We start from the raw sequence: 18017 nt of genomic DNA, 5'->3' as shown, positions 1-18017 counted from the left end.
ATTAAGACGAAAAAAAGGGGTACATTTTCATGCACCCCATTCGTTTAGGATTTGTTTTTCAGGTGCTGCATCAGACGTCGGCGCTTGCGCTGCTGGTGAGGAGAAAGCGAGTTTTTCTTGCCTTCATACGGGTTCTCACCTTCTTTGAACTGAATGCGGATTGGCGTTCCCATCACTTTCAGTGAACGACGGAAATAGTTCATCAGATAGCGTTTATAGGAATCAGCCAGGTCTTTCACCTGATTACCGTGAATCACCACGATTGGCGGGTTATAGCCCCCGGCGTGAGCATATTTCAGTTTCACGCGGCGACCATTGACCAGCGGTGGCTGGTGATCGTCAGCCGCCATTTGCATGATACGGGTCAGTAAGGAGGTGCTCACACGCGTGGTTGCACAGGTGTACGCTTCGTTTACTGACTCAAACAGGTTGCCAACGCCGCTGCCGTGCAGGGCAGAGATGAAGTGAATGCGGGCAAAATCAACGAAACCAAGACGCAGGTCCAGCTGATCTTTAACCTGAGCACGCGCTTCTTCGCTCATGCCATCCCACTTGTTGACCACGATAACCAGTGAGCGCCCGCTGTTGAGGATAAAGCCTAACAGCGAGAGATCCTGATCGGAAATACCTTCGCGGGCATCGATAACCAGCATCACTACGTTGGCATCTTCAATCGCCTGCAGGGTTTTGATTACCGAGAATTTCTCCACGGTTTCAGTCACTTTGCCGCGCTTACGCACACCGGCGGTATCAATCAGAACGTATTCACGCTCGTCACGCACCATCGGGATATAAATACTGTCACGGGTCGTGCCCGGCATGTCGTAAACCACGACGCGCTCTTCGCCCAGAATACGGTTAGTCAGTGTGGACTTACCTACATTCGGACGTCCGACGATAGCCAGCTTGATTGGCAGAGACTGCGGGTCGAAATTATCTTCTTCGTCTTCAGGGATTTCATCACCGGTGGCTTCCTGCTCGGCCCAGTAAGCTGCGTTAGCTTCTTCCTCGGTCAGTTCGACTTCTTCCGGCTTTTCACCCACGAACGGGATCAGTACGTGTTCGATCAGTTGCGTCACGCCACGGCCGTGTGAAGCCGCGATAGCATACACATCGCCCAAACCGAGTGAGTAGAAATCACCGGTTGCGCTGTCCGGATCCAGCCCGTCAGTTTTGTTCGCCACCAGGAAGGTGGCTTTTTCACGGCTGCGAAGATGCTGGGCAATGCCCTGATCGGCAGGCATCAGGCCCGCGCGCGCATCCACCATGAACAGCACGATATCCGCTTCTTCGATAGCCAGCAGAGATTGCCCTGCCATGCGGGTTTCAACGCCATCTTCGGTACCGTCAATACCGCCGGTATCCACGATGATGAATTCATTACCCTCAATTTCGGCACGACCATACTTGCGGTCACGCGTAAGCCCCGGGAAATCCGCCACCAGCGCATCACGCGTCTTGGTTAAACGGTTAAATAAAGTGGATTTACCCACATTCGGGCGCCCAACAAGCGCAACGACAGGTATCATTTTGAAGCCTCAGTGTTTTTATAGGTGGTGCTAAACGCAAATAGCTGGCCTGCTGAATTTCATTGCAAACCACTATAATTCAATTTGTTACAGCGTAATCTCTCATTGGGGATTACGCGGATTTCAGAATACGAAACGGCCCCTGAGCAATTCAGGAGCCGTTTTAAAGCCCGGGGTCAACCGACCTCAGGACCAGATGCCGGTCGCAGTATTAGCGGGTGAAGGAGTAAACCTCGCCACCTTTCGCCTGCACAACCAGCTTGTCGCTTGCCACAATCGGCGCACTCAGGAAGCCATCGCTGTCGACTTTCTGCTGAGCAACAAAACGACCATCAGTGGTGTTGATCCAGTGCAGATAGCCTTCGGAATCGCCGACCACAATGTAACCATTATACAGCACCGGTGCCGTCAGGTTACGGTGCAGCAACTCACTTTGGCGCCACACGCTGACACCACCCTGAGTATCGAGCGCCATCACGCGGTCATCCTGGTCAACCATATAGATATGGCCTGCGTCGACAATGATGTCATTCACAGAACCAACATCACGTTTCCACATAATCTGACCAGAACGCAGATCCATCGCCACCAGATTGCCATTGTATGCCAGCGTATAAACAACGCCATCAACAATAACCGGCGTGGTATCCACATCGCTCAGACGGTCGATTTCAGTCGTACCGGTAGTCTGAGAAATACGTTGTTGCCAGATCAGCTGACCTTCTTTCATCAGTACAGCACTGACGCGGCCATTATCACCACCGACGATTGCAGCACCAAAGGCTACTACAGGCGCTGATTCACCACGCAGAGACAGCGTTGGCATATCGAGGTTAGCGGTCCATTGAATGGTACCGTCGGATTCATTCAGACCCTGCAACATACCATTGCCGGTGTGAACCAGAACCAGACCATCGCTGACAACCGGACGGGACAATGCTTCCCCCGCCACTTTGGTCTGCCAGGCGATTTTACCATCAGTGGTGTTCAATGCATAAACGATAGCTTTTTCACTGCCAACGTAAACGTGATCACCTGAAACTGTCAGGCCGCCAGACAGCTGTGCAGAAATATTTCGGGAGAGGAAGCCGGTCTTTTCAGACAGGTTGACGCTCCATTTTTCTTTACCACTGTCAGCGTCGAGTGCTTTAACCAGACCAAAACGGTCAGCCGCAAAAATGGTGCTGTCCTGCCAGGCCGGACGCAGATTGGAGTAGAATTCGCCAATGCCGTCGCCTACGGATTTGCTCCACACTTGCGTCGGTGTGAATTGGTTCTCAACTTTTGGCAGAGGAGACATTTTGACCACGTCTTCTTCGCTGTTAAACAATGAACAGCCACTTAGCAGGGCAACAGAAACCCATCCTACCAAGAGTGTTTTACGCAATTGCATCGGGGTTCCCCTTAGCTGGCTAAGTTGTTCAATTTCATACGCAGCACGGTTTGCAGCGTTTGAGAGGGTTTAGAATCAAGTCCTTTGCTGTAGGCTTCACGAGCACCTTTTGCATCGCCTTTGGCAAGCAAAACATCACCACGGATGCCTTGTTGCATAGCCGTCCAGCCTTCACCCTTCACGCCGTCTAACGTTTTGAGTGCATCATCAAATTTGCCTTGCTGCATCTGGACACGCGCCAGACGTAAGTTCACCAGCGAACGTAAATTATCTTCTTTGGCCTGACCTTGCGCCTGCACTAATTGCTTTTCAGCATTGGCGAAATCACTGGTTCCGACAAAATGATCAGCCAGTTGCAGGGCGGCAAATACGCCGTAATTATTGTCATTGCTCTGAGCAAATTTTTCGAGATCAGCCACGCCTTTCGCGTTATTGCTGGTCAGCGACTGATTAGCTTGCTGGAAAGACGCAGAAGCTTCCGTCAGGGCAGAGTCCTGGTGACTCTGCCAGAAACGCCAGCCGCCCAGGGCTGCAATACCCAGAACAACGCCGATGGCCAGCGCTTTACCGTTTTCGGCAAAGAAGCGACGTACAGCATCAACCTGTTCATTCTCAGTGGTATAGACTTCCACAGTGTCCTTCTCCTTAACCCAACATCGAAGCCAGACGCGCGACGATTTCGCTTTGCGCCAGCGTTTCTTGCGTTCCACTCTGCAGGTCTTTTACGACGACCTGCTGGTTAGCGACTTCAGTTTCGCCTAGTACCAGGGCAACACGCGCACCCCATTTATCAGCACGGGCGAACTGTTTCTTGAAATTGCCGCCACCGTAGTTAGTCATAACTTTCAGCTCAGGCAGCGCATCACGCAGTGTTTCAGCCAGTTGCATAGCCACGCTTTGCGTGCCAGCACCGGATGAGATCACGTAGGTGTCGACGGTTGCCGGTGCTTTGAAGTCCGGGTTTACGGCCTGAACCAGTAATACCAAACGTTCCAGCCCCATGGCGAAACCGACACCCGGTGTTGCACGACCGCCCAGTTGTTCGACCAGACCGTCGTAGCGGCCACCCGCACACACAGTCCCTTGTGAGCCTAAGCTGCTGGTTACCCATTCGAACACGGTGCGGTTGTAATAATCCAGACCGCGCACAAGTCGCTGATTAACCGTATATGGGATACCAGACTGCTCTAAAAGTTCACACAGACCTGCAAAGTGTTCTCTTGATTCTTCATCAAGATAATCACCCAGCTCCGGTGCATCATTTAATAACGTCTGAATATCGGGATTTTTGGAGTCCAGAACACGCAGCGGATTGCTGTACATGCGACGTTTACAGTCTTCATCCAGCTTGTCTTTATGTTGCTCAAGGAAAGCCACCAGCGCATCACGATAGTCCGCGCGGGCTTCCAGTGAACCGATAGAGTTCAGTTCCAGCGCCACGTGCTCAGAAATCCCCAGCGCGCGCCACCAGCGGGCGGTCAGCAGAATTAATTCGGCATCAATGTCCGGCCCTTGCAGACCAAAGACTTCTACACCCAACTGATTGAACTGACGATAGCGACCTTTTTGCGGGCGTTCGTAACGGAACATCGGACCGATGTACCACAGACGTTGTTCCTGATTGTACAGCAGACCATGTTCAATACCGGCGCGCACGCAGCCCGCCGTACCTTCCGGACGCAGCGTCAGGCTTTCGCCGTTGCGGTCTTCAAAGGTATACATTTCTTTTTCCACGACATCAGTCACTTCACCGATAGCGCGTTTAAACAATGGGGTCTGCTCTACAATCGGCATACGGATTTCACTGTAGCCGTAACTGCCAAGCACTTGTTTCAACGATCCTTCAATACGTTGCCACAGGGCTGTGTCTTCTGGCAGGTAGTCGTTCATGCCGCGAATGGCCTGGATATTCTTTGCCACGTCAGTTCTCTATCGTTTTATAAAAAATGAACCCGATTATAGGGGCTTTGTGGCTTGTGGTTCAACGCACAGACGCCATTACCCCAGTCGGGTTCAATATAATAATGCAGATGTACGCTGACACCTGCAACCGATGTTACTTTTCAAGATGATTGATAACGATACGTTTACTCTCATCCATAATCGCCGCTTTGGCGCGAATTTTTGCTTCTAACTGGTCGATCATATCATTGTTATCAAAACGCTCTCTCTGACGGACACCGTCTTCATAGAAACCGCTTTTGTTATGACCGCCGGTGACGCCCATGGTAGAAACCAGCGCTTCGCCCGGACCGTTAACCACACAACCAATGATCGAAACGTCCATTGGCGTGATGATATCTTCCAGACGTTGTTCCAGCGCATTCACGGTACCGATGACATCAAACTCCTGACGCGAACAAGTCGGACAGGCAATAAAGTTGATACCACGGGAACGGATACGCAGTGATTTGAGGATATCGAATCCGACTTTGACTTCTTCAACCGGATCAGCCGCCAGCGAAATACGCAGCGTGTCGCCGATACCTTCTGAGAGCAGCAGGCCCAGACCAATGGCTGATTTAACGGAACCTGCACGCAGGCCACCGGCTTCGGTAATTCCCAGATGCAGAGGCTGAACAATTTGCTTAGCCAGCAGGCGGTAGGACTCAACAGCCAGGAAAACGTCAGAGGCTTTTACGCTGACTTTGAACTGGTCGAAGTTAAGACGGTCAAGAATATCAACGTGGCGCATCGCCGATTCCAGCAGCGCTTGCGGCGTAGGTTCGCCGTACTTTTCCTGAATATCTTTTTCCAGGGAGCCACCGTTCACACCGATACGGATAGGAATATTTTTGTCGCGTGCGCAATCCACCACGGAGCGGATGCGGGATTCGTTACCGATGTTACCTGGATTAATACGCAGGCAATCTACGCCGTATTCTGCAACCTGCAGGGCGATGCGGTAATCGAAATGAATATCAGCGACCAGCGGGACATTAACCTGCTGTTTGATAAGTTTGAATGCTTCTGCCGCATCCATGGTTGGCACAGAAACGCGAACAATGTCGACACCGACGCGTTCCAGTGATTTGATCTGTGCGACTGTCGCCGCGACATCTGTGGTGCGAGTGTTGGTCATCGATTGCACCGCAATCGGTGCTCCGTCACCTACAGGCACCTTGCCGACATAAATCCGGGTTGATTTGCGACGGGTAATGGGTGCTTGGTTATGCATTACTTCACTCTCCATCGTTGCAATCGTCTGACAAACTGCCGATTACTCGGCAGCTAAGGTCAGGCGCGCAACACGGCTTGATTTTACAAAACGACTTAAATCAACCGGCTTGCCCTGGAATTGGATATCCACCGCCCCCGGCGCACCGATTTTCAGTTTATACGGCGCAGTGCCCTTCACGCTGAAGGTCTCTCCGCCTTTCTTCATGCCGCTGAACAGGGTTTTCCCTGATGCGTCATCAATCTGGAACCAGCAGTCAGCTTTAAAGGTAAAGGTCACCGCTTGTGGATCCGCACCTGCTGCCGCAGTTTGTGCATCACCGGTTGGCAGACCGTTTTCAGCTGTTGCAGGCTGACTGGTTGAAACCGCGGCAGGCGCTTGCTCCGCTGGCGTACCTGATGCTGCCGGTGCGTTGCTTGCTGCTGCGCCCGGTGCGGTATTCAGCGGGATAGAATTCTGCGGCTGTGTTGTGTTTGCAGCAGGAGCCGGGTCAGAAGAAGTATCTTCTGTTGTCGGTGCAGAATTCGCATTGTCGCCCAGAGGAATAGTTTGCCCCTGGCCGTTATCCTGATTCAGTTGTGCCGATGACTGATCGGCCATTGTTGCGATTTCCTGCTGTTGCGCCTGATGATTTTGCCACCACCACGCACCGGTCAGGCCAATCACCACAAACACTACCAGCCAGGTAAAGCCCATCAGCCAGCCATCGCGTTTTTTGCGAGACTTACCGAGAGAGAATCCCTGCATTGAAGCCACTTTAGGCACTTTAATCGGCGCTTGTTTACCGATCAGACCTAATAATTCTTCTTCCGGGACATGAACCAGTTTTGCATAGGAACGGAGGTAACCACGCAGGAAAGTCGGCGCAAGATCGGCCGGCGTCGTTTCTTCTTCGATTTGGCGAATAGTTGAGACTTTCAGACACAGGCGTTCTGCAACAGCCTGATGACTAAGACCTAACTGTTCACGAGCCTGACGCAGACGTTCGCCTGTAGTCAGTTTTGCATTATTTTCTTGAGGGGCTTCAGTATTCATTGGCTAAGAACTGCTGGTACTGTTTAGATTGTGGATAACTACGCGCAAGTTGCTTACCGTAGCGTTGAACGCTATCCGGGTTGCCCGCTAACGCAGCGAATCGAATTTGTAACATGAGGCTGTCGGCAGTGGCTGGCAGAACATGTTGATATACATCCAGTAATAGTTTCGCCTGAGCGCGGTTCCCTTCCCCAAATTCTTTGGTTGCCTCAGTCAGCAAGGGTGCGCCTTTATCGGGATCCACTTTCAATGCCCGGCTTAGTAACACTCGCGCTTCCTCATTCTGATTGGCCTTCAGAAAACAGTAGCCTGCATTTTCCAGACTGTCAGCAACCTGACCGTAATCAGGCGCATTAGCTGCGGCGCTAAACTGCTGTTGTGCGGGTACATACTGCCCTAAACTACACAAAAACGCACCGTAATTATTTAAGACCGTCCCATTTTGCGGCGCCAGCTGCAACGCTTGCTGGTAGCGGCTTTCCGCTGCTTTCTGATTGCCGTTTTTTTGCTCGTAAAGCGCCATGCCAAGCTGTGTCCGATAATCCTGCGGCGCACCGTCAACGGCTTTCTGCAGATTCTGCCTGGCCGCCTCCATGTTCCCCTGATTCAGGTACGCCATGCCAAGTTCGAGACGCGTTTGTGCTGCGCCGCTGGCCTGTTGCGTTTCTTTCGGTGAACTGGAACATCCCGCCAGTAAAGCCACAGTCATGCCTGCGGCGATCAGCATTTTCACACTGCCCTTCATTGCCATGCTTAATTCCCTTTACCCTGCCAGCGACAATAAAACAGCGGGCTTCGACGGAACACCGTGGCGAAGCCCATTGGGATCAGACGGCTTTTACGGAAATCTGTTGCTCGCCTGCCATTTTTTTCTTCAACGTACGTTTGGTACGGTCGATAACATCACCGGCCAGCTGACCACACGCGGCATCAATGTCATCACCACGGGTTTTGCGCACGATAACTGTAAAGCCATAATCCATCAGCACTTTAGAGAAACGATCAATACGGCTGTTCGAGCTGCGGCCATACGGCGCGCCCGGGAACGGGTTCCATGGGATTAGGTTGATTTTGCATGGCGTATTCTTCAGACGCTCAGCCAGTTCATGCGCATGCTCGGTGCCATCATTGATGTGATCCAGCATAACGTATTCGATGGTAACGCGGCCCTGATTGGCGTTGGATTTGCTAATATAACGCTCAACAGCGGCCAGGAAGGTATCGATATTGTACTTGCGGTTGATCGGCACAATTTCGTCACGAATGGCGTCGTTAGGTGCGTGCAGGGAAATCGCCAGCGCGACATCAATCATATCGCCCAGCTTGTCCAGCGCAGGGACGACACCCGATGTGGAAAGCGTCACGCGACGTTTTGACAAACCGAAACCGAAATCGTCGAGCATGATTTCCATGGCCGGAACCACGTTATTGAGGTTCAGCAAAGGTTCGCCCATGCCCATCATCACCACGTTGGTGATGGGGCGCGTACCGGCCACTTTCGCCGCACCGATAATTTTTGCCGCACGCCATACCTGACCGATAATTTCGGACACACGCAGGTTACGGTTAAAGCCCTGTTGCGCCGTGGAACAGAAAGTACATTCCAGTGCACAGCCGACCTGAGAGGAAACGCAAAGCGTCGCACGGTCGCCGTCCGGGATATACACGGTTTCAACCAGTTGTCCGCCCACCTGAATCGCCCACTTGATGGTGCCGTCAGTTGAACGTTGTTCTGACGCGACTTCCGGTGCACGAATTTCTGCAACGCGGGCCAGCTTTTCACGCAGCGCCTTATTGATATCGGTCATTTGCTCGAAATCATCGCTGCAGTAGTGATACATCCACTTCATGACCTGATCAGCACGGAACGGTTTTTCGCCCATGTTGATGAAGAACTCACGCATTTGCTTGCGGTTAAGGTCAAGAAGGTTAATTTTTGCGGCAGCAGGCACGACAGTATTCACGGCTTCTGCGGAAACAGCGTTATTTTCAGACAAAATTGGCTCGGACGTGTTGGATTCTAACATGATGAAAATGGCCTCGTTGTTACACGTTATGGCGTATTGGAAGTGCAGAGCCAGGCCCGAAAGGTAACGGCTGGCCTGCAAATAAAATTGCGCCCCGAAGAGGCTGGCTCATTCGGGGCGCAACATTGTACAAATTTTAGGGCACGGTTGCCATGTTTGGAAAGTACAGTTACAAAATTCTTGTGAATTTGCGGCTTATCTTCCAGCAACGGTGACTCAAAAATCTTAACGCGGGCAGATTTCGCTTTCGGTAAAGAAGTAAGCGATTTCGCGTTGTGCAGATTCTACAGCATCAGAACCGTGAACCGCGTTAGCAGTGAAGCTATCCGCGAAATCTGCACGCAGGGTGCCAGCCAGTGCGTTGTCCGGGTTAGTTGCGCCCATGATGTCACGGTTACGCTGAACCGCGTTTTCACCTTCCAGAACCTGAACCATGATCGGGCCAGAGGTCATGAACTCAACCAGACCGTCGAAGAACGGACGGCCTTTGTGTTCTGCGTAAAAGCCTTCAGCTTGTTCTTTCGTCAGTTTCAGCATTTTAGACGCGATGATGGTGAAGCCAGCGCGTTCGAAACGTGCGTAGATAGCACCGATGTCGTTGTTAGCTACGGAGTTTGGCTTGATGATGGAAAAAGTGCGTTCGATAGTCATGAAAAAACCTCTGTCTGACTTTTATAGGTAGGGCGGGTTAATTTAATGTTATACCTGCCGTAAAATGGCGGTGATTATAGGGAGCGAAGTTACGATTGCCTACCCGAATCACAACATTTAATTAAAAAAATGTGTGATTAATTCACTATCGAACCTAAACCACCTATTTCCCGCAAACAAAACAGGGGCAAAACGGTGCTTTCCCCTGGTGTCCTCTCACTTTATGCCTGTCCTGACGAAGGAATAATATTGCGTAACCAGCTTCCCCACTTGCGCTGATAGAACGGCTGGGTGTGGCTGATCAGATAATGGCTGATGCCACGCTCTTTTTCAGAAACGATACAGAAATCCACCGGACGCTCGTCGGGAGAGGTTTCACTCGCCACATTCCCTGCCTCGCGGATCAGCGCGTCAATCTCCTGCTCATCACCGTCCGCTTCGACGCCAATCAGCAGGTTTGGCTGTTCATCCACGGCTTTATCGTGGATCAGCGCCATAAATGCACGGCGCACCGGTTTCTTCTGAGTGAAAAGCGTGGTGAGCGCGTCGATCATGGCGGAAGGATACTCCTCCGGCTGGCCGATCAGCAGCTGACTTTCTTTATCCAGCACCAGCTCAGACGGCGCATTTAACCCGCCATTGCTCAGCAACAGCGTGACCTCGTTCGGGGTGAATTCCTTGCCGTACTCCGACTTCGGATTCAGAAACAACTCCTCCCCTTGTGTCATTTCAAACAACACGCGGGCAGGCAGCGCGACAAACGCCTGCTCATCCGGGCTTTCGCCGGCACTGGCTTTTTCCAGAACCTCCACAGAGGAAAAGAAAGGAATGATCGAGCTGCCGTCCTGTTTTTCCCAGTGCAAAACATTCAGTTCACTGCCTGCGGTAATCGCCACACTGCCCTGCTTTTCAGCGTCATCCTGCCCTGCATCACCGAGCACAAACACGGTGGACTCCAGCAAAGTTTGATAAAACGCCGGACGCCAGGCAGGCGCGGTGACAGACAGGCGGAGCAGGCGCTCCAGCTCGTTTTCACCGTCGGTCGCCGCCGCGCTGGCAGGGAGATGATCGTGTGGGACACTCATGGTTCTTAACTCCGCTAGTGGTATAAAACGGGGCGCTGTTAAGCGCCCCGTTGTGCTTCATGCATGCATTGCTTTCTAAAACTTACTTCGCCTTGGCTAACAGCAGGTTGGCGACGGTACGCACCCCCAGACCTGTCGCACCGGCAGACCACTGATCCGCTGCGCTTTTGCGGTACGTTGCGGAACAGTCGATGTGCAGCCAGCCTTTCTTATAGTCAGTGACGAAATGAGACAAGAACGCAGCGGCTGTGCTTGCGCCCGCAGTGTGTGCAGGACCGGCAATGTTGTTCAGTTCAGCAAAGTTAGATGGCAGATGAGAACGGTGGAATTCTTCCAGTGGCAGACGCCAGAACGGTTCGTGTTCGGCTTTCGCGCTTTCCAGCAGTTCGCCTGCCAGTGCATCGTCAAAGCTGAACAGTGCGTGATAATCGTTACCCAGCGCAGTTTTCGCCGCGCCGGTCAGCGTGGCCGCATCAATGATCAGTTCGGGTTTTTGCGCAGAAGCGTCGATCAGGCCATCAGCCAGCACCAGACGGCCTTCGGCGTCGGTGTTCATCACTTCAACGGTTTTACCGTTGCGGTAGCGGATAATGTCGCCCAGTTTCAGTGCATTGCCGCTGACCATGTTATCCGCGCAGCACAGATACAGTTTCACACGTTTATTCAGACCGTTCGCCGCTGCCAGCGCCAGTGCGCCGGTCAGCGTGGCCGCGCCGCCCATATCCGCTTTCATGGAATCCATTGACGCACTTGGCTTCAGGCTGTAACCGCCGGTATCAAAAGTGATACCTTTGCCGACCAGACAGGCGTAAACCGGTGCATCTGCGTCGCCGCCCGGGTTGTAATCCAGCGCCAGTAATACCGGCGGACGGTCAGAACCGCGGCCCACGGTGTGGATACCCATATAACTTTGCTGACGCAGGTCGTCGCCTTTGGTGATGCGGTAGCTGACTTTTTCATTACCAAATTCACACATCAGATCAACCGCGCGGGTCGCCAGTTGTTCAGGGGACAAATCCTCTGCCGGGGTATTAATGGTATTACGTACCCAGTCGATGATTTTCAGGCGTTGTTTAAGCGTGTTCGCGTCATCTTCGGACAATTCTGCCCATTCAACGTTGCGTGTGCCTTTCGGGCCACGGAAGCCTTGCCAGAATGCCCAGCTATTTTCGAGATCCCAGCCTTCACCCGCCAGTTTAACATTTTTAACACCCTGACCGTCGATACGACGCGCGGCACGGGCAATGACCGTCAGCACATCGCCGCCATTCAAATGAATGGTCATACCGGCGGAATCGGTGCTCAGTGTGACTTTTTCGCCCCAGCGCGCATCAGCAGGCTGGGAAGAAAGGAATACGGACATTGCTTCATTGGTCGTGACTTCGGAACTCATAACAGCACTCCTGATGTTTTTTATCTTCAATGAATATTCATTTTCAATGACAGGCAAATCACCCTTTCATCGGGTGGCACTTCATTTCGTATAAACAGGTGGCAACTCACGCAGGCGGCGGACAGATTTCACCACCAGCGCAATCGCATAATCAATTTCTTCTTCCGTTGTCCAGCGCCCCAGCGAGAAGCGAAGGGAGCTGTGCGCCAGTTCTTCACTTAATCCCAGAGCACGCAGAACATAGGAAGGCTCAAGGCTGGCAGACGTACAAGCCGAACCTGACGATACCGCCAGATCTTTCAACGCCATGATCAGAGACTCCCCTTCTACACCGGCAAAACTGACGTTGAGAATATTCGGTGCCGCATGTTTCGGCGTGCCGTTCAGAAACACCTGATCCAGCGCCTGAATGCCTTTCCACAAACGATCGCGCAGTTCAGTCAGACGCGCTACTTCGGCGGTCATTTCTTCTTTGGCGATACGATAAGCCTCGCCCATCCCGACAATCTGATGCACCGGCAATGTACCGGAACGCATGCCGCGTTCATGACCGCCGCCGTGGATTTGCGCGTCAATCCGCACTTTCGGTTTACGACTCACGTACAGCGCGCCGATGCCTTTCGGGCCGTAAATCTTATGCGCGGAAAACGACATCAGATCAACCTGCAACTCGCTGAGATCAATCGCAATCTTGCCCACACTTTGGGTCGCATCCACATGGAAAAGGATGCCCCGACTGCGGCACAGTTCGCCGATGGTCGCAATATCCTGTACCACGCCGATTTCATTATTCACCTGCATGATGGACACCAGAATGGTGTCCGGGCGCAGCGCCGCTTCAATCGCCGCTGGCGGAATAAAACCATCTGCCTGCGGCGACAGATAGGTGACGTCGAAGTCTTCGGTTTCCAGTTGAGCACAGGTGTCTAACACCGCTTTATGCTCAGTCTGGCTGGTAATAATGTGTTTGCCTTTCGCGCTGTGCGCGTGGGCGGCACCTTTAATCGCCAGATTGTCAGATTCGGTGGCGCCCGACGTGAAGACGATTTCACGCGGATCGGCATTAATCAGCTCGGCAATCTGGTTACGCGCCACATCCACCGCCTCTTCAGCCTGCCAGCCGAAACGGTGAGAACGGGAAGCCGGATTACCGAAAGTACCGTCCAGTGTTAAACACTGCATCATTTTCTGTGCAACACGCGGATCAACCGGCGTGGTGGCAGAGTAATCAAGATAAATAGGTAATTTCATGGCAGGTAAGCTCCGGACTGCGCGTTCGGCTTCGAACGAAAGAATTAAAAAACGACATCCAGTTTAAAACGGGTTCACGGCTTCTTAAAAGGGAAATGACGCTTTGCGGGCACTAATCGGTAAGAATTGACGTCAGAAAAGCAAAAGCCCGCGGAAATGTGCATTTCCGCGGGCTTTGAGTAACGTAAAAATTCACATGCTTCCCCTAAATCATTCGTGTCGCATCAAGGCGGCAACGGAGCAAACCCCGAGGCGACGCGAAGGATGACAGGGATTAGGCTCGAAGATTGACGTTGATAGTTTCCATCTGGCGGCCATTCGGCTGACGACGGGTTTCACCGTTCTGACGGTCAGCCACTTCCAGGATTTCCTGATTATTGACCAGCTCTGCCAGCGTAATATTGTTCAGGAAGCCGCTGATGCGTTCGCTCAGATCACGCCATAAGGTGTGAGTCAGGCAACGTTCGCCATTCTGGCAGCCTTCTTTACCCTGGCAACGGGTCGCATCGACAGATTCGTCAACGGCAGTAATCACGGCACCAACGGCGATATCACCAGAATCTTTACCTAACAGATAACCACCGCCCGGACCACGAACACTGGCAACCAGACCATTTTTGCGTAAGCGCGAGAAAAGCTGCTCCAGGTAAGAAAGGGAAATACCCTGACGCTCAGAAATGTCAGCCAGTGGTACTGGTCCTTCCTGGGAATGCAGTGCAACATCGAGCATAGCGGTCACGGCATAACGGCCTTTGGATGTCAGTCTCATAGCATGGTTACCTGTTTAAATGACTTAGAAATTCAATAGTGCGGAACATGCAAACGAGTCTGCCATTCCCGAGTAAAACAGTCAACTATTTAACCTAGTAATTTACTCAAGTATTACAGAGCGGGCAGAACCGCACGATTTCTGTCATTTACTGATAATCGGCAACCCTTTGATAAAAAACCACAAACCGGTGTTTTATAATCAAATTCCGATACTTATTCTTTGTTGCTATGAGTCTTTTCAATCGACGTCAGGATACCGCGCAGGATGTTTAATTCCTGAGATTCAGGTCGTGCACGGGTAAACAGACGGCGTAATTTGCTCATCACCTGCCCCGGATGTGCCTGACGAATAAAGCCGGTTTCCAGCAAGGTTTTTTCCAGATGCTGATAAAAACGTTCGAGATCGTCGACCAGCGGATACGGCGTTTCTTCATATTCAATCTGCGGTTTTGCCGCTTCCAGCAAGGCCAGATGTGCGACGCGTACTTCATAGGCAATAATCTGCACAGCCATCGCCAGATTCAGCGAGCTGTATTCAGGGTTTGCCGGAATGCACACGTGATAGTTACATTTTTGCAGTTCTTCGTTGGTCAGCCCGACGCGTTCACGGCCAAACACCAGCGCCACCGGCGCGGTTTGTGCGGCTTTCGCACTGTGCTCACCGCACTCGCGCGGTTCAAGCATCGGCCAAGGCAGTGTGCGGGAACGTGCGCTGGTGCCGATCACCAGACTACAGCCAGCCAGCGCTTCATCAAGCGTATTAACAATTGTCGCGTTACCGATGACATCACTGGCTCCGGCAGACAAAGAGATAGCCTGAGAGTCAGGTTTTACCAGCGGATTCACCAGATAAAGGCTTGATAAGCCCATGGTTTTCATAGCACGGGCGGTAGAGCCCATATTGCCAGTGTGGGACGTTTCTACTAATACAATGCGGATATTGGGCAGCATAGGAACTCTTAACCAGACGGAAAATCACAACAGCCTAACACAACGGTAGTTAATTTTCAGAACCCCTGCTATACTGCGCGCCGTTTCCCGTATTCCCGTTCTTTAACATCCTAGTTGGAAGATATCCATGCATCCGATGCTCACCATCGCCGTGCGCGCTGCGCGCAAGGCCGGTAACCTGATTGCCAAACATTACGAAACGCCAGACTCTGTAGAATCTACACAAAAAGGTACCAACGATTTTGTTACCAACGTAGACCGCGATGCAGAACACATGATTATCGATGTTATTCGCAAATCCTATCCAAAACACACCATCATCAGTGAAGAGTGTGGCGAGCTGGAAGGCGAAGACAAAGACGTACAATGGATTATCGACCCGCTGGATGGCACCACCAACTTCGTTAAACGCTTCCCACATTTCGCTGTTTCTATCGCCGTGCGCATCAAAGGCCGCACTGAAGTCGCGGTAGTTTACGATCCAATGCGTAACGAACTGTTCACCGCGAGCCGTGGTCAGGGCGCACAGTTGAACGGTTACCGTCTGCGCGGTACTAACGCGAAAGATCTCGACGGCACCATTCTGGCGACCGGTTTCCCGTTCAAAGCAAAACAACACGCAACCAGCTACATGAATGTGGTTGGCAAACTGTTCACCGAATGTGCAGACTTCCGCCGCACCGGTTCTGCTGCGCTGGATCTGGCCTACGTGGCCGCTGGCCGCGTTGACGGTTTCTTCGAAATCGCCCTCAAGCCCTGGGATTTCGCCGGCGGTGAACTGCTGGTTCGTGAATCCGGCGGCGTGGTGACTGACTTTGTTGGCGGCCACAACCACTTCTCGTCAGGCAACATCGTTGCCGGCAACCCACGCGTCGTTAAAGGTATTCTGATGACCATGCGTGATGAACTGAGCGAAGCGCTGAAGCGTTAATTCCGCTGAGTATCAGTTAAAAAAAACGGACGTCCTTTCGGGCGTCCGTTTTTTTATGTCTGTTGTTTATGTACAGGAGGTTATCCCCTGAATGGCCCGCCGGTTATCGGCGAAACATCACCGCCGCCCGTGCTGAAGAGCAAAATGCCCGCCACCAGCAGCACAATTCCGCCGGTCAGCGCCAGCAGTGACCAGGTGATCCGCTGCCACGCCGCAGGCGTGCGGGTTGCGCTTAGTTTCACTGCCAGCGCACGGCTGTAAAACACCAGCACACCAATCAGCGAGACGGTCAGCGAGGTGCCGATAGCCATCGTAATGGCTGAAATCACGCCCCAGTTGTAGACGCCAATCACCTTGGAAAACAGCAATACCATGATCGCGCCGGAACACGGGCGTAATCCCATCGCCAGCACAATCGCCACCTGCGTGCGTAAATCTCCGCCCGCCTGAAGCTGCTGATCGTTTGGCACATGCTGATGGCCGCAACCGCAATGTTCGTCGTGGACATGCGTTTCATTGCCCATCGGCGACAGGCTGTGGATTTTCATGGCGTGAACCGGACGCAAACTGTTGATGGTTTGCCACATCCGTTTAAGCGCCCGCCAGCACAACAGCAACCCCAGCAACATCACCAGAATGAAACTGCCCCGCTCCATCCAGAAACTGCTCTGATGCAGCTGACGCGAAGACAGTTGCAGCACGCCGAGCACCACACTGACCAATAATATTGCCACCAGCCCCTGCACAATCGCCGACGCGAAGGTCAGCTTCAGGCTGTTTTTCAGTCGCGAAGGATGCGTCGCCAGATAGGTGGTGATAACGATTTTGCCGTGCCCCGGCCCGATGGCGTGGATCACGCCATAAATCAGGCTAAAACCGGCCAGCGTCATACCCGCCTGCATCGGATTTTCTTTCACCTGCCGCAGCAGACCCGCCAGTTCCTGATGTAACTCCCGCTGCCAGATAATGCTGCTGAGCAAAATACGCGGCCAGTAATGGATTAACAGGGAAGCGCCGCCCGCCAGCAGCAACAGAAATACTGCCAGCGGCCAGAGATCGCGCCAGGACAGGGTTTTCGATGGCGTGGAGATTAATGACATTCCAGCGTGACCTTCTGAGCAAATTGCTGACCAAGATCCATGTCTTCCGGCGGGGCATCAGCCTTATCGAGTGACAGGGCATAATTTTGCAGCGAGGCATCCGGCTTCGGCGTAAACAGCGCCAGCGTACAGCGTTTTTCCAGCGCCGGTGGCAGATGCAACGCGGTTTTGTCTTTATAGGTCATATCGACAAAATACGAAGGATCAAAAGTGGAGAATTCCATCGGTTTGCCTTCCAGCCCTTGCGGTTTGGCCAGCGGCAGGACGAATTCCAGCACTGCCTGATCGCCCTTACGGGAAAGCTGATATTCACTGGGCAGATCCAGATATTTCACCGGTTTTCCGTCGCGATAGAAATCCGTGAAGTAATGCTGGCTCAGCACCCGCGCCATGACTTCGGCCGCCAGTTTCTTCCAGATATCCGACCCCGGCTTGGCGTTCTGTGCGTCGTACAGCAAATCTGCCGAGGTGATTTCATCCATCGTCCAGACCATTTTCAGCCCGGTCAGCGAGGTTTCATTCGCCACCAGCGTGGTCTGCATATCAATAAAACTGTGCGGGTGCGCCAGCACCGTTGCGGGCAGACAGAACAGCGCAACGCCCAGCCATTTGGCGTAACGGGAGAAAGGCCGGTTCCGGGCCTGGTGTAACGTCATTTCCATATCAGGCGCCATTATATTGTTACTAAGTAACAGTATTTTGCTGTGCATTTAACCGGTCGT

The 18017-nt window shown here is 52.6% G+C and carries 17 protein-coding genes; 1 reads left to right on the top strand and 16 read right to left on the bottom strand.

Features of this window, described 5'->3' with window-relative positions; all coding sequences use genetic code 11:
* Positions 1-44: 44 nt before the first annotated feature.
* The 14 genes from der to trmJ all read right to left on the bottom strand — a co-directional run bounded on the left by der (position 45) and on the right by trmJ (position 15264).
* A complete protein-coding gene (gene der, locus HGO41_RS00770) occupies positions 45-1529 on the bottom strand; it encodes a ribosome biogenesis GTPase Der (protein WP_013574375.1) in 1485 nt (494 codons plus the stop codon).
* A 211-nt stretch (positions 1530-1740) separates the two neighbouring features.
* On the bottom strand, positions 1741-2922 hold the full coding sequence (bamB, locus tag HGO41_RS00765) for an outer membrane protein assembly factor BamB (RefSeq protein WP_217243964.1): 1182 nt from the start codon (positions 2920-2922) through the stop codon (positions 1741-1743).
* Between the two features lie 11 nt (positions 2923-2933).
* On the bottom strand, positions 2934-3554 hold the full coding sequence (locus tag HGO41_RS00760) for a YfgM family protein (RefSeq protein ID WP_013574373.1): 621 nt from the start codon (positions 3552-3554) through the stop codon (positions 2934-2936).
* Between the two features lie 13 nt (positions 3555-3567).
* Positions 3568-4842, bottom strand: a complete 1275-nt coding sequence (gene hisS / locus HGO41_RS00755; RefSeq protein WP_119261344.1) for a histidine--tRNA ligase — start codon at positions 4840-4842, stop codon at positions 3568-3570.
* Between the two features lie 136 nt (positions 4843-4978).
* Positions 4979-6100, bottom strand: coding sequence for a flavodoxin-dependent (E)-4-hydroxy-3-methylbut-2-enyl-diphosphate synthase (gene ispG / locus HGO41_RS00750; protein ID WP_013574371.1), 1122 nt, complete (start codon positions 6098-6100; stop codon positions 4979-4981).
* 42 nt (positions 6101-6142) lie between these two features.
* Positions 6143-7135 carry a cytoskeleton protein RodZ gene (gene rodZ, locus HGO41_RS00745; protein WP_013574370.1) on the bottom strand — a complete coding sequence of 331 codons (993 nt, stop codon included), beginning with the start codon at positions 7133-7135 and terminating at the stop codon, positions 6143-6145.
* A complete protein-coding gene (gene pilW / locus HGO41_RS00740) occupies positions 7125-7862 on the bottom strand; it encodes a type IV pilus biogenesis/stability protein PilW (protein WP_041673193.1) in 738 nt (245 codons plus the stop codon). The genes rodZ and pilW overlap by 11 nt, the downstream gene beginning before the upstream one ends.
* Before the next feature lie 100 nt (positions 7863-7962).
* On the bottom strand, positions 7963-9162 hold the full coding sequence (gene rlmN / locus HGO41_RS00735; protein ID WP_013574368.1) for a dual-specificity RNA methyltransferase RlmN: 1200 nt from the start codon (positions 9160-9162) through the stop codon (positions 7963-7965).
* A 225-nt stretch (positions 9163-9387) separates the two neighbouring features.
* Complete coding sequence (gene ndk, locus HGO41_RS00730) at positions 9388-9813, bottom strand: nucleoside-diphosphate kinase (protein ID WP_013574367.1); 426 nt, start codon at positions 9811-9813, stop codon at positions 9388-9390.
* Positions 9814-10034: 221 nt separating this feature from the next.
* Positions 10035-10898: an enhanced serine sensitivity protein SseB gene (gene sseB, locus HGO41_RS00725; RefSeq protein ID WP_013574366.1), complete on the bottom strand. Its 864-nt coding sequence runs from the start codon at positions 10896-10898 to the stop codon at positions 10035-10037.
* Between the two features lie 82 nt (positions 10899-10980).
* The gene (gene pepB / locus HGO41_RS00720; protein ID WP_250980682.1) at positions 10981-12291 is read right to left on the bottom strand and encodes an aminopeptidase PepB; all 1311 of its coding nucleotides are present in this window, start codon (positions 12289-12291) and stop codon (positions 10981-10983) included.
* Between the two features lie 81 nt (positions 12292-12372).
* On the bottom strand, positions 12373-13542 hold the full coding sequence (locus HGO41_RS00715) for an IscS subfamily cysteine desulfurase (protein ID WP_121019584.1): 1170 nt from the start codon (positions 13540-13542) through the stop codon (positions 12373-12375).
* A 274-nt stretch (positions 13543-13816) separates the two neighbouring features.
* The gene (gene iscR, locus HGO41_RS00710; protein WP_013574363.1) at positions 13817-14311 is read right to left on the bottom strand and encodes a Fe-S cluster assembly transcriptional regulator IscR; all 495 of its coding nucleotides are present in this window, start codon (positions 14309-14311) and stop codon (positions 13817-13819) included.
* A 215-nt stretch (positions 14312-14526) separates the two neighbouring features.
* Complete coding sequence (gene trmJ / locus HGO41_RS00705) at positions 14527-15264, bottom strand: tRNA (cytosine(32)/uridine(32)-2'-O)-methyltransferase TrmJ (RefSeq protein WP_121019585.1); 738 nt, start codon at positions 15262-15264, stop codon at positions 14527-14529.
* Between the two features lie 127 nt (positions 15265-15391).
* Here trmJ and suhB point away from each other — a divergent pair, with 127 nt between their 5' ends.
* Positions 15392-16195, top strand: coding sequence for an inositol-1-monophosphatase (gene suhB / locus HGO41_RS00700; protein WP_013574361.1), 804 nt, complete (start codon positions 15392-15394; stop codon positions 16193-16195).
* A gap of 80 nt (positions 16196-16275) precedes the next feature.
* On the opposite strand, the gene HGO41_RS00695 is transcribed toward suhB, so the two are convergent.
* Positions 16276-17295, bottom strand: coding sequence for a nickel/cobalt transporter (locus tag HGO41_RS00695; protein ID WP_126124668.1), 1020 nt, complete (start codon positions 17293-17295; stop codon positions 16276-16278).
* On the bottom strand, positions 17286-17951 hold the full coding sequence (locus HGO41_RS00690) for a DUF1007 family protein (RefSeq protein WP_223509731.1): 666 nt from the start codon (positions 17949-17951) through the stop codon (positions 17286-17288). The genes HGO41_RS00695 and HGO41_RS00690 overlap by 10 nt, the downstream gene beginning before the upstream one ends.
* Positions 17952-18017: the final 66 nt, after the last annotated feature.

This window comes from Rahnella sp. CG8 (assembly GCF_023701875.1).
Taxonomy (GTDB): Bacteria; Pseudomonadota; Gammaproteobacteria; order Enterobacterales; family Enterobacteriaceae; genus Rahnella; species Rahnella aceris.
This window is presented reverse-complemented; position numbering and strand designations above follow the sequence as displayed.